Here is a 12,539-nt window from a genome sequence, read left to right as displayed (position 1 = left end):
AGACCAGTCGTCTACTTTAGAGGCCAAAAAAAAGACACCTGCTACCGCAGCAGGCGCTTGGTCATGGTCAGTGCTTTATCAAAAGATTCGGTGGACTTGTTAACCTTTGCCAGAAGGGAGGCACCAAGCCAGAGCTGATAGAGGGACTCTGCGAATCCTTCATGATCGCCCTCGGGATGAATACTGCCATCGGCGACGCCCATGTCTACACAGGCAGTCAGGCGCTTAATGATTTTTGCTGTGCCGACCTCGAGCACGCCACGCATGTCTTCAGACAGATCGCAGACTTCCGCCCCCAGCTTGACGACCAGACACTTGCCTTCGGGAAGGTCGGTACATTGGGTTTCTATCCAATAGTTGAAGTAGGCCAGTAACCGCTCTGCGCCGCTTCCGGGGCGCGCCATGAGGGCGTCGACTCGGCCCAGGTACTCGGAAAAATACTCTTCCAGCAGAGCCTGACCGAATTCTTCCTTCGATTTGAAGTAGTAATAGAACGAACCTTTGGGTACGCCAGCCGTGCTTAACACTTCTGCGAGGCCAACAGCTGTATAGCCTTTGTTCGTCATGAGCGACCGGGCCACATCAATGATGTGCTGTCGCATGTCCTGGGCTGGTTTCTTCATAATGCCGAGCATCCTAAACGTAAACCGACCAGTCGTCTAGTAAGTTCTATCGGGATTTGCTCACACAAAAACAGCCTCCGCAGATGTCTCGTTCAAAACCGGTTGACCGAGAAAAGCTCAAGTCAGTCAGGCATTTTCCCGGCGAAGCACTGCGTAACCAGTTCGCCGGTCGCGCCGTCCTGATTATCTGTGTCGGGACGAATGTAGGGATCAACGGCTGGATCGTTCTGCCTTCGTGAGATGGCCGGGTGTTTGAGATTGGCAGCTATCACAAAAATAATTTGTGTATCTTGAAAATATATATTGATTTTTATTGGTATCGCCCGGCTTTAGCATGAGTGGACCTTGAAGAAGTCGCCGGGCAGTGATCACACCGCTTGGCTCCATACGCCACCAAGAGCCGCAATCGGAGTCCTGATGAGTCTTTCTCCTTTCCACCTTGCAATCCCGGTTTATGACCTGGCCGCGACACGTGCCTTCTACGGTGAGGTATTCGGTCTTTCCGAAGGGCGTTCCAGTGACCAGTGGGTCGATTTCGATTTCTACGGGCACCAGTTGGTGATCCATGAACACCCGAAAACCGCCTCTCAAGAGAGTGTGCACAGCAACCCGGTAGACGGTCACGACGTGCCGGTTCCGCACTTCGGGATCATTCTGGAATGGGCCCAATGGGAGGCCCTGGCCGAGCGCCTGAAATCCTTCGGCACCGAGTTCGTCATCGAACCCTACATCCGCTTCAAGGGGCAGGTGGGTGAACAGGCCACCATGTTCCTTTTCGATCCCTGTGGTAATGCGCTTGAGTTCAAGGCCTTCAAGGACATGAGTCAGCTGTTCGCAAAATAGTAAAAAGCCTGGCGCACGTCATGGTGCGCCAGGCTAACGTGTCAGCGCGTGTTCGTTGATCAGTTGCACCAGCGCGCTCACCGGTTCGGTCAGGCTGCGGCGAGCGCGATGTACCAGTCCGATATCGCGATGGAACGTATGCGCTTTCAAGTCGATCGAGCGCACACCGGCGTGCCATGTCTGCAGGGTTGCAGTTTCCGGAACCAGTGCGACGCCGACGCCGTTGGCGACCAGTTTGATGATCGCATCCAGTTCATCGAGCTCGCAGACTTCGCGCAGCGAGACATGGGTCTGGCGCAGGAACCGGTCAACCTGTCGACCCCCAAACGACGATCGATCGTAACGAATGAACGGCTGAGCCGAAACCAGCTCGGCCCAGTCATCTCCCGGCATGCCGGCAGGCACGATAAGGCGATAGGGCTCACGGACCAGCGTCGTCCAGCGCAAGTCGCTTTGCAGTGAGAAGGGCGGGCGGATGATCGCCGCCATGTCGATCTCGCCAGCGTCCACCTGATTGACCAGGTCCATGGAAAGACCGGGAATGACGCGTGTCCTGCACGCGGAGAATTGCTGATGAAACCGGGCGAGCGCTTCCGGCAGAAAGGAGCGTTGCACGGAGGCGATGGCGCCGATGGTCACCAGCACGCTGGCGGGTAACCCCACCGTAGTAGTGCCCAGGCTGCTGAACTGGCGCACCAGATCCTGACCTTGCAGCAACACCTGCTGGCCCATGCGGTTGAGCTGCGCTGAGCGTCCTTTTCGGTCGAACAGCTCGACGCCCAGTTCGGCTTCAAGGCGCTGCATCTGCGCACTGACAGCGGCCTGGGTGAGCCCGATCTTGCTGCCCGCCGCAGCGAACGTGCCTTCTCTCGCCACGGCAATAAACGTTTTCAGTTCTTTGATCATGGGCAAAGAATAATTGTATTTTTACTGAAAATGCATTTGTTTATTTTGTTGTTGCTAGGCTGTCGCGTCGGTGGGCGACGACGCGGCAGCATTATGTCGAGTGACGAAATGTCGCATTTCAGGCGTTAACTGCCTATTGAAACTCCCGACACTGTGACGAGCCAATTTTTAACGCCCGCATGCCTATCCCATATCCTCGGCCACACCCTGGTCCTCACCGAGAAACCCTCCGCTCTGGTGCTGCCACAGCCGCGCATAGGTACCGTTTTTGCCGAGCAGTTCGGCGTGTGTGCCTTGCTCGATGATGCGGCCGTCATCCATGACAATCAGCCGGTCCATGGCGGCAATCGTGGACAGGCGGTGGGCGATGGCAATCACCGTCTTGCCCTGCATCATTTCATCGAGGCTTTCCTGGATCGCCACTTCGACTTCCGAGTCCAGCGCGCTGGTGGCTTCGTCGAGCAGCAGGATCGGGGCGTTCTTGAGCATCACCCGGGCGATGGCGACGCGTTGGCGCTGGCCGCCCGACAGCTTGATACCGCGCTCACCCACCAATGTGTCGTAGCCACTGTGGCCTTGCTTGTCACTCAGTTGGCTGATGAAGCCATCGGCCTGCGCACTGGCTGCGGCGCTGCGGATTTGTTCATCGGTCGCGTCGGGGCGACCGTAGGCTATGTTGTCGCGAATGGAGCGGTGCAGCAGCGAGGTGTCCTGCGTGACCATGCCGATGGCACTGCGCAAGCTGTCTTGAGTGACGTGCGCAATGTCTTGCCCATCAATGCTGATCGACCCTTTGTCCACGTCATAGAAGCGCAGCAACAGGTTGATGAGCGTGGATTTGCCAGCACCGGAGCGACCCACCAGGCCGATTTTTTCACCAGGGCGAATGCTCAGGCTCAGGGCATCGAGCACTTGGCGTTCGCCGTTGTAATTGAAGCTCACGTTATCGAAGGTGACCGCGCCGCCTTTGGTGACCAACGCCTTCGCGTCCGGTGCATCCTCAACCTTAGGACCGCGGGTCAAGGTTTCCATGCCGTCCTGAACGGTGCCGATGTTCTCGAATAACGAGGTCATCTGCCACATGATCCAGTGCGACATGCCATTGATGCGCAACGCCATGGCGGTGATCGCCGCGACCGCACCGGTGCCGACCTGGCCCTGGTGCCACAGCCACAGGGCGTAACCGCCTGCACCCATGATCAGCGCGACCACCAGTGCCTGATTGACGATCTCGAACTGGCTGACCAGACGCATCTGGGCCAGGCCGGTGAGCTTGAAGTCCTCCATCGCCGCGCGCGCGAAATGCGCTTCACGCTTGGAGTGGGAGAACAGCTTTACCGTGGTGATATTGGTGTACGCGTCCGAGACACGTCCGGTCATCGATGAGCGCGCGTTGGCCTGCTCCTGGCCGACCTTGCCCAGGCGTGGCACGAAGTACAGCATGGCCAGGCCGAACAGCATCAGCCAGCCAAGGAAAGGCAGCATCAGTTTCAGATCGAAGCCGCCGGCCAGGGCAATGATCGCGATGAAGTAGACGCCGATGCCGAGGACGATTTCGACGATGGTGAACAGCACCTCGCGCACCGACAGCGCTGTCTGCATCACCTTCGTGGTGACGCGGCCGGAGAACTCATCAGAGAAGAAAGACAGGCTTTGCCGCAACATCAAGCGATGGAAGTCCCAACGCAGCCGCAGGGGCAGGTTGATCGCCAATACCTGGTGCTGCACCATCGTGCGCAATGCCACCAGCACGATGCTGCTCAGCAATACCAGGCCAATGCCCCACAGCACGCTACTTTCCTGCGCGGCCGTATCGCCGCCAGCCTTCCAGGTGGACAGCAGGTCCACGACCTGCCCGAGGAAGGAAAACAGCCAGGCTTCGTAAATCGACACACCGGCACACAGCAGCGCAAACGCGAGGATGTAACCGCGTGCCCCTCGTGTGCAGGCCCAGAGAAACCGTGCCAGACCGTCAGGTGGCGGCGGCACTTCGTCAGGCGGGAAGGGGTCAAGCCATTTTTCAAACGCGCGAAGCATGGTGTTCTCCAAAAAAAATCAGTGCAAAAAGTCTGGCGTCCTCGACGCCTCCCGAACCTCTTCCAGATTGAGCTTCAGGGTCAATTTTTGTCGGCAACATCGCCCAGGCTGTCCCACAGCCTCATCACCTGGGTCACTGCGGCGTCCAGTGTGGCATGTGGGACACCATCGCGCGCCAGTGTAGACAAGCCCAGAAGAAAACTGTCAAACACGGCCCCGAGCGTTTCCGGTACTACCGTTGCAGGCAACTCACCTGCCGCAACGGCGCGCTGGATACAGGCTACGATACCTGTACGGTTCAGATCCCTCGCCCGCGCAAGAGGTGCGGAAATGGTCTTGCTCTCGTCCGAGCAGGCGCTCATCAGCCCTAGCGCCACCAGACACCCTGTGGGATGCCCAGGCTCGCATTGCATTTTTGCTGAGCGGCGAAGGGTGAGTTCAATCGCGTCTCGGGGCGGCAGGGTCGTATCGAACAGGCTGTCGGTGACCCGTCCGTAAGTGTCGAGATAGCGCTCCATCACTTCATTGAACAGGGCCTGTTTCGAGCCAAACGCTGCATAGAAGCTCGGCGCCGTGATGCCACCACCTATGTTCGCCTTGAGCTGGCTGAGGGAGGTTGCATCGTAGCCGTGCTCCCAAAACAGATGCAGCGCCTGAGTGATCGCTACATCACGGTCAAATGTACGCGGACGCCCCAGCTGTGCCATGTCGAGTCTCCTGCCGAATTATTTAAATACTAATCGATACATAAGTCGTTGACCACCTGCCTTCATGTGCCTATATTTGTACCGATCAGTATATTAGTGGGAGCATTTCAATGACTACAGAAGATAGGCAGGGCGATACACTCCCGCTTGGGGCCTTGTTGGCGCTGGCAATGACGGGGTTCATCTGCATCGTCACCGAAACCTTGCCGGCGGGTTTGTTGCCGCAGATCGCCGACGGGTTGGAAGTGTCCGCATCGTTTGCAGGGCAGATGGTGACGGTTTATGCATTGGGTTCATTGCTGGCCGCCATTCCGCTGACAATCGCCACGCAAAGCTGGCGGCGCAGAACGGTATTGCTGGTGACGATTATCGGCTTTCTGGTTTTCAACAGCGTCACTGCGCTTTCTTCCAGTTACGGACTGACCCTGATCGCAAGGTTTTTCGCAGGCGTCTCGGCGGGTCTGGCCTGGAGCCTTATTGCCGGTTACGCGCGGCGCATGGTGGTCCCGCAACTGCAGGGCCGTGCACTGGCAGTGGCGATGGTCGGCACGCCCATCGCCTTATCGCTGGGGGTGCCTCTGGGAACCTGGCTTGGCGGGTTCATGGGCTGGCGCATGGCGTTTGGCTTGATGTCCGGGATGACCGTGCTGTTGATCATCTGGGTGCTGGTCAAGGTGCCGGACTACCCCGGCAAGTCCTCCTCACAGCGCATGGCGTTGCGTCAGGTCTTTTTCACGCCCGGCGTACGCTCGGTGCTTGGTGTGGTCTTCACCTGGATGCTGGCTCACAACCTGCTTTACACCTACGTCGCTCCCTTCGTTTCCGCGGCGGGGTTGGCGAATGATGTTGACCTGGTATTGCTGGCATTCGGGGTCGCTGCACTGGCAGGCATCTGGGTAACGGGACGGCTGGTTGATCGCCATCTGCGTAAGACAGTGCTTGCCAGCCTGGCAACCTTCGCAGCGGTGTCTGTGTTCTTCGGCGTGTTTTCCGGCTCTGCAACGGCCATTTATGTCGGCGCTTTTATCTGGGGACTGACCTTCGGTGGTGCCGCCACGCTGCTGCAAACCGCGCTCGCCGATTCGGCAGGCGAGGGCGCAGATGTGGCGCTTTCAATGAACGTCGTGGTCTGGAACAGCGCTATCGCAGGCGGTGGGTTGCTGGGTGGCGTGTTGCTTGGCCAATGGGGGGCGGGCTCCTTTCCCTGGGTCTTGTTGATGCTGTTGCTGCTGAGTCTGATGATCGCATTGCGCGCAGGTGCTCATGGTTTTGCACGGGGCAGCCGGCTGGACCGGGAGTGTGGTCTGGCAGGGTGAGCACAGCGAGCTCAAGCCAGATTAGACATCGGCCCCTACCAGCGCATCTACTTCCTCACGGCCAGGCGCCGTCGCCGGCCCCCGGCGTGTGACCGCAATCGCTGCTGCCGCATTGGCGCGCAGGGCCGCACGGTCGACACTGCTGCCCCTGGCCAATTCGGCCAGCAGCACACCTGCATGAGCGTCGCCGGCACCATTGGTGTCGAGTGCCGTGACGGCAAAGCCGGGTATCTGCCGCGTCTGGCCAGCATGGTGCAGCCAGCAACCTGCGGGGCCGTCACGAATCACTATGAGAGCATCTTCGCGCAGAATGGAGGCCAGGCTGTGGAGCGCGTCGGCGGGCGTCTGGGTTTGTGTGAAACGCAGCGCCTCTTCGCGATTGCTGGACCACAAGCTGATCAGGGGAAGTACGGCGCGTATCTCGACGCCATGAAGCGCATCAACCAACGGGCCAGGGTCGAATACCACGGCAGTGCCGCTGGGCAATTCGCCCAGCCAGGCGAGCAGGGCTGTGACCTTGTTCTTGTGGGCCAGGCTATAGCCGCTGACAAATACGTAATCTTCGGCGCTGACCCGCACTCCATGCAGGTCATCGGCAGACAAACCACCTTCAGCGCCCACATAGGAGATGAACGAGCGCTCGGCTGAAGCTTCTACCAAGGCAACAGCCAGGCCGGTGTCCTCACCGGGAACGGGCATGGTGGAGATCTCCACACCTTCGTAGCGCATGGCCTGCCGAGCAATGTCGCCGAAGCGGCCCTGGCCATGGCGACCCAGATAAACGGTGCGCAAGCCATTGCGGCAGGCAGCGGCCATGACATTGAAACCGCCTCCGGCCTCGAACGTGGCGCTGGTGGCCAGCACATCCCCGCCCGACGGCGGCAGGCGGTCGATGGCCATGACCAGGTCAACCACGACCTGGCCGGTGTAGAACAATTTAGCGGGCATGGGCAGCCTCTCTGGTAACGACACGGCGATCACGCGCCCCGCCGAGCAGCGCATACAGGCCACCGGCGACAATGAAGGTCACGATCCAGCCCAGGCCGTTATGACCCAGCCAGGAATCGGCAAGGAAGCCCTTGAACAGCACATGCTCCGGGGTGGTGGCCACGGTGGTGAAGCTGAAGCCGAGCACGATAGCCAATGCCCACGAGCCCAACGCACGCCATTCGACGCCGCCGCGATACCAGTAAGCGCTGTTTGGGGTCTGGTCCAGCAGGTCTTGTGGGGAGTAGATGTGGCGGTGCAGCAGGTCAACGACAAAGATGCCGACCCACGCGGTAATAGGCACTGCCAACATCGAGATGAACGTAATGAAGGGGCCGTAGAAGCTGTCGGCGATCAGCATGAAATAGATCGAGCCAGCAAAGATCGCGATGATGTCGACGATGACTGCGTGTACTCGCTTGACCTTCAGGCCGAGGGTCAATGTAGTCAGGCCGGCCGAGTAGACCGACAGGTTGTTGGATAACAGCAGGCCGCCGAACGCAGTGATCAGATAGGGTACCGCCATCCAGGTGGGCAACATTTCGCGAATGGCGATGATCGGGTCGGTGGCCGAGGCCAGGTGATCGTTGCCCACCGACAGCAGACCGCCGAGGGTGATCAGCAAAACCAGGGGGATCCCTGCGCCAAACGCCGCCGAGGCCACCAGTCGAGTAGCCTTCACGCTGGCGTGCTGATAGCGCGACATGTCGGCGCCCGCGTTGGCCCAGCCGATACCGGTGCCTGCGGCCATGGTGCCGACACCTATGATCATGGCACTCAGGGGCGCTGCCGGCGCGTCGAACACCAGGCTCCAGTCGATGTGGGTGAGTAGAAAGCCACCGACCACCAGGTTCAGAGCGCCAAACAGATAAGTCGCCCATTTCTGGATGACCAGCAAGGTGGCATGGCCCAGGCCCGAGACGGTCAGGGTCAGCAGTACGAACAAGGCGATGAACACCAGGGTCAGGCCAGGTGAGTTCTTCGCTTCCACGGGGGTGCCGAAAAGGATCGCGAACAGTGACAGCAGGACGAACGCGGCAGTGGTGGTGTTGACCGTTTCCCAGCCCAGCCGCGACATCAGCGAAACCAGCGTCGGCCCGATATTGCCTCGCACCCCGAAGATGGCCCGGGACAGCGTCAGGCTCGGTGCCCGCCCACGGCGCCCGGCAATGGAGATAACGCCCACCACGGCGAACGAGCCGGCTGCGCCGAGGATGGCGACGATAATTGCCTGCCAGATGGCCAGCCCCTGGAACGCAACCAGGGTGGCACCAAGTGGCAAGCCCAGGATGCTGATATTGGCCGCGAACCAGACCCAGAACAATTGCAGCGGATGGCCGTTGCACTCGTTTTCAGGAACCGGCTCGATGCCGCGGGTTTCCAGCTGACCCGCACCTTGAGAGGGGGACGATGTAGTCATTTGCGTTGCTCCTATTGCCTTTATTGTGGTTGTGGCAGTACGTCAGCAGGTGCAATCCAGTGCAAATTGGCTTTTCCAAACCGGGTAAGCCTGATCGCCGCTCGGAAGGCTGAGGGCGAGGGTGATCTCGTTTACAGTGGGCGAGCAGAGCCCGGCCCATCAACCGGTGCGCAGGACCAGCAGTTGTTCGACCAAAGGCTCCAGGTCGAGCGCGTTAACCTCATCAATTTGTTCGATCAACGCAGCCGGCCAGGCTTGCATGCCGTTGCAGGCACCCAGCATGGCGCCGAGAATGGCGGCAATCGTGTCGGTGTCGCCGCCCAGACTGGCCGCCATGCACACCGCATCGAACGGACTGAGCTGGCTGCTCGCCACGCGGTGGGCGAGGGTGAAGGCAGCGACCACTGATTCCTGTGAGGCGACCGAGGTGCCAATCACATCGTGCACCCGGTCGGCCAGCTGTTCATCTGTGCAGTCGGCGCACAGTGCCTTGGCCCAGTGGATGCGCGCGGCGATACGCCCACCCGCAACCCAATGGCCATGATGCTCGGCACTCAGGGCCACCTCGGCACCTATCTCCAGAGCCTCGGCCAAGGGCGCGCCATTGATCCCGGCGGACACCACGGCCGCGACCGCCGCCGCGCTGGAGATGCCCAGCGTGGTGTTATGGGTGACCTGACAGGCTTGCACCACCAGCGCCATGAAGGCCTCGCGGTTGCTCACGTCGGCCGCGATGCCTACCGGGGTGATACGCATTGCTGCGCCATTGGTGGTGCCGAAGCGGCCGGCCTCTTCAGGGCTGTGGCCGTCAAGGATCATTTCAATCGCGCGCTTGGTCGAAGGCCCCAGCAGGTCGTAGGAGCCCTTGGCTTTCATGGCCGCTTCCCACTCGATCAGAGTGTGGGCCAAGGCTGTCGGGTCGATGCTGCCGCCGCCGGCCACCAGTAACTGTGCCACCAGGATGGCCTGCTCGGTGTCATCGGTGATGGCGCCGGCCGGCATATCGGGTGCGATCGGCTGGTCGGCATCGGCGCCGATCAGCGTATTGATACGGCCATAGCGTTGCAGGATCAACGCACGCGGCAGCGATTGCGTCGGCATGCCCAAGGCGTCACCCAGGGCCAGGCCATAAAAGGCGCCCAGGCCTCGGTCTTGCAGAAATGTTGCACTCATGTGGACGATCCGAAGGCGAGATGAAGACGAAAATGCACGGGGTCCAACAGGCTCTCTACGTGCTCCATAAAACGTTCACGGCGGTCAAAGGTGGTGCGCACTGCCTTGAGAAACACCGTGCCGGGCGCGCGTGCCAGCAGCGCGGCGTCATCACGGTTCAAAGGCCCTGCGCCGATCCACTGGTCACCCTTGTCGCCAATGAAGCCGTGCGCAGCCATGGTCACCGTCAGTGACCCTTCCAGCAGACCGTTTTGCGGCAGGTTTTCCAAACCATCGACCGCGGGGATCAAGGCGCGCTCCAGGGAAACGATACTGCCATCGGCGGCGATACGCCGGCGGTCCAGCGCCACCAGGCTGGAAGTGCCCAGGCGCACCTCCATGTCGGGCCGTTCCACCGCTACAAGACGCAGGATTTCCGTACGCACGCCAGCACCCGTGTCGGCCAGTGCCTGAGCCCAGCCTGCACGCTGGTCCAGGCTGAAGCCGTCATAGGTGACGATCGAGCCCACGCCGGTCTGGGTGGCAATGAAGTTACGCCGCTTCAGCTCGGACAATGCCTCGCGCAGCGTGCCGCGGCTGACGTTGAATTCCTGGGCCAGAAGATTTTCCCCGGGAAGCAGGGCGCCTGAGCTCATCTGGCCGCTTTCGATGCGGCGGATCAGCTCATTGATCACCTGGGTTTTCTTGTCGAATCGAACCTGTCTAGTCATGTACATTTTATATGGTCAAGTTGGATCGGAATGCAAGTTGTTTTTGCGTGGCAAAAGGAGTTTTACCCATAGCCACCGTGACCCCGGAACTGTTCGAGATAGAACTCCGCCGCATTACCTGCGCAGGGGGGCACCGCGTTCATTGAGCTGATGTATGGCATAACCAACAAGAAATTGGTGCACGTGATCGGGGAAATGGAGCAGCAGCCCGAACGCCCCCCTCAGCACGCTGGCCCTGGCCGAAGCGATCAAAGTCACCCTGCGCCAGCTAGAACGCTTGTTTCGTCTACACCTGAACGACACTCGGAGCAACTTCTATCTGGGCCTGCGCCTGGAGAAAGCCCGGCAACTGTTGCGGCAAAGTGGTCTGAGTGTGCTGGAAGTGAGCGTTCGAATCGCCGTCGTATTTCACCCGCAGCTATCGAGAGCGGTTTGCGAAGTGCCTGAGGGAGGATCGGCGGCGGGAGGTGATTTGAGTGTTGTTTTCATGGTGGGGGATTGGGCTTTGCGTAGGCGGTTTTTGGTGTTGGTTGTATCTGAAATCTTCTGCGAACCTTGGGAGCAATCGAAAATACGGTTTCTGACGTAGCCCCAATGGGCTGCAGTGTGGCTTCGGCACTGGTGTATCACACTGTCTGATAGAGGCGAGCAGCGCCACTCATCGTCAGATGCGCGGCGACAGCATTTCGACGATTTTATTGTCCTTTACTTCAGAACTAGGAGTCTCTTCCGATAACGCTTCTTACCTGCCCTGCTTGTGATCAGGATGAGCAATAGTGCGCAAAGCGGTTGAGTAAATGCTAGGCGCCAATGGGGTGATATTTAATAGAGGAGAGGGATGATGTTCGAGTTTCGGAAGTTGGAAGCTAAATTAAAAGCCATGAGTTGGTCGGGGCGTTTTTATAGTTTTTCTATCGTCGTTGTAGTGCTCGGAATGTTGTTGTCAGTGCTAATGGGTTTCGCAATATTGAATATTGCTATTTTACTTGCTTCCCTGGGGTTTGTTGTTGGTTTCATGTTTGCATGCTTGCGTATCTATCGCTGGTTTATCTCTGTGTGGGACAAGCCGTTTGGTAAAACCCCTGTTATCCTACTGCATTTGTTGGTGTTGCTGATTTCGACAGTAATTTCAAGACAAGTTGTAGCTGAAGCCTTGGGGCTGCCACCCCAATCATTTGATATTACTGTTGGATTTCTGGTGCTTGTCTTTTATATTCCTGCATGGCTGCTTTTGGGATCTATCGTGTTTACCTTGCTTGGTTTCTTACTTTTAATTGGTGTCATGCTGGGGTCATTGCTTTTAATGCCTCTATCTTTTATTGCAAGCCTGTTGAATGTTTTCAGTCTTCGGTCGTACTTGCGCAGAGCATGGAGCAAAGTAGTGCCGGCCGGGCTCAGCTTTACCAAAGTACAGGGGCATTCGGTAGGCGCACTGCTGAGCGGAGTCATTCTGATTAATCTATACGGAGCGCTCGTTTCTGATACTCGGCCTTGGGTTTACTCCTCCGTCAGACTGATAGCTGTCCTCAGTGATTTTCAGCCTGCCGCTAACTATCCCGGCGTGCAAGCGGGTGAATATGCCCATCCGTTAGATAACGGTTTTGTTGCTATAGCCAAGGAATTGGCTGATAAGAGTATTGAAATCGAAGTGAAAAAACAGATTGAAGACTTTGAGCATCCACAAAGCCGCCTGGCCATCACTCGAATCCCTTCGATGAAACAGCTGACAGACCCCCTTATCCAGGAGGTGGATGAATATTTAAATACGTTGCCCAGGCCCGGACGGCCCGGCTGACCGTTAGACGGCATTTCAAGCC

Annotated in this window: 11 protein-coding genes and 1 pseudogene; 4 read left to right on the top strand and 8 right to left on the bottom strand. The window is 58.7% G+C overall.

The genetic code is table 11. From position 1 onward, the window contains the following. Positions 1-41: 41 nt before the first annotated feature. Positions 42-623 carry a TetR/AcrR family transcriptional regulator gene (locus BLR20_RS05335; RefSeq protein WP_032613039.1) on the bottom strand — a complete coding sequence of 194 codons (582 nt, stop codon included), beginning with the start codon at positions 621-623 and terminating at the stop codon, positions 42-44. Between the two features lie 417 nt (positions 624-1,040). Between BLR20_RS05335 and BLR20_RS05330 the strand changes: the two genes are divergently transcribed. Beyond that, the gene (locus BLR20_RS05330) at positions 1,041-1,466 is read left to right on the top strand and encodes a VOC family protein (protein ID WP_003364399.1); all 426 of its coding nucleotides are present in this window, start codon (positions 1,041-1,043) and stop codon (positions 1,464-1,466) included. Positions 1,467-1,499: 33 nt separating this feature from the next. Here the strand turns inward: BLR20_RS05330 and BLR20_RS05325 are convergent, their stop codons facing one another. The 3 genes from BLR20_RS05325 to BLR20_RS05315 all read right to left on the bottom strand — a co-directional run bounded on the left by BLR20_RS05325 (position 1,500) and on the right by BLR20_RS05315 (position 5,116). Then, on the bottom strand, positions 1,500-2,372 hold the full coding sequence (locus tag BLR20_RS05325) for a LysR family transcriptional regulator (RefSeq protein WP_054993891.1): 873 nt from the start codon (positions 2,370-2,372) through the stop codon (positions 1,500-1,502). 183 nt (positions 2,373-2,555) lie between these two features. Further along, entirely contained in the window at positions 2,556-4,409 is a 1,854-nt protein-coding gene (locus BLR20_RS05320) for an ABC transporter ATP-binding protein (RefSeq protein WP_054993892.1), read from the bottom strand. 80 nt (positions 4,410-4,489) lie between these two features. After that, positions 4,490-5,116, bottom strand: a complete 627-nt coding sequence (locus BLR20_RS05315) for a TetR/AcrR family transcriptional regulator (protein WP_054993893.1) — start codon at positions 5,114-5,116, stop codon at positions 4,490-4,492. Between the two features lie 110 nt (positions 5,117-5,226). Between BLR20_RS05315 and BLR20_RS05310 the strand changes: the two genes are divergently transcribed. After that, complete coding sequence (locus BLR20_RS05310; RefSeq protein WP_054993894.1) at positions 5,227-6,432, top strand: MFS transporter; 1,206 nt, start codon at positions 5,227-5,229, stop codon at positions 6,430-6,432. A 21-nt stretch (positions 6,433-6,453) separates the two neighbouring features. Here BLR20_RS05310 and BLR20_RS05305 read toward each other — a convergent pair whose 3' ends face one another. The 4 genes from BLR20_RS05305 to BLR20_RS05290 form a co-directional block, all read right to left on the bottom strand. After that, positions 6,454-7,380 (bottom strand): PfkB family carbohydrate kinase, encoded by a 927-nt coding sequence (locus tag BLR20_RS05305; RefSeq protein WP_054993895.1) that lies wholly within the window; start codon positions 7,378-7,380, stop codon positions 6,454-6,456. Next, positions 7,370-8,839, bottom strand: a complete 1,470-nt coding sequence (locus BLR20_RS05300; RefSeq protein ID WP_032612767.1) for a purine-cytosine permease family protein — start codon at positions 8,837-8,839, stop codon at positions 7,370-7,372. The genes BLR20_RS05305 and BLR20_RS05300 overlap by 11 nt, the downstream gene beginning before the upstream one ends. A gap of 159 nt (positions 8,840-8,998) precedes the next feature. Continuing rightward, positions 8,999-10,012, bottom strand: a complete 1,014-nt coding sequence (locus BLR20_RS05295; RefSeq protein WP_054993896.1) for an ADP-ribosylglycohydrolase family protein — start codon at positions 10,010-10,012, stop codon at positions 8,999-9,001. Next, positions 10,009-10,728: a GntR family transcriptional regulator gene (locus tag BLR20_RS05290; RefSeq protein ID WP_054993897.1), complete on the bottom strand. Its 720-nt coding sequence runs from the start codon at positions 10,726-10,728 to the stop codon at positions 10,009-10,011. The genes BLR20_RS05295 and BLR20_RS05290 overlap by 4 nt, the downstream gene beginning before the upstream one ends. Before the next feature lie 59 nt (positions 10,729-10,787). On the opposite strand from BLR20_RS05290, the pseudogene BLR20_RS26400 reads away from it, so the two are divergent. After that, a pseudogene (locus BLR20_RS26400) lies at positions 10,788-11,198 on the top strand (helix-turn-helix domain-containing protein); the annotation flags it as partial. 365 nt (positions 11,199-11,563) lie between these two features. Further along, positions 11,564-12,517 carry a hypothetical protein gene (locus BLR20_RS05280; RefSeq protein WP_054993926.1) on the top strand — a complete coding sequence of 318 codons (954 nt, stop codon included), beginning with the start codon at positions 11,564-11,566 and terminating at the stop codon, positions 12,515-12,517. Positions 12,518-12,539 lie beyond the last annotated feature (22 nt).

It is taken from the genome of Pseudomonas congelans, from assembly GCF_900103225.1.
GTDB lineage: Bacteria > Pseudomonadota > Gammaproteobacteria > Pseudomonadales > Pseudomonadaceae > Aquipseudomonas > Aquipseudomonas congelans.
Note: the sequence above shows the minus strand (reverse complement) of the source record. Positions and strands in the feature narration are given on the sequence as shown.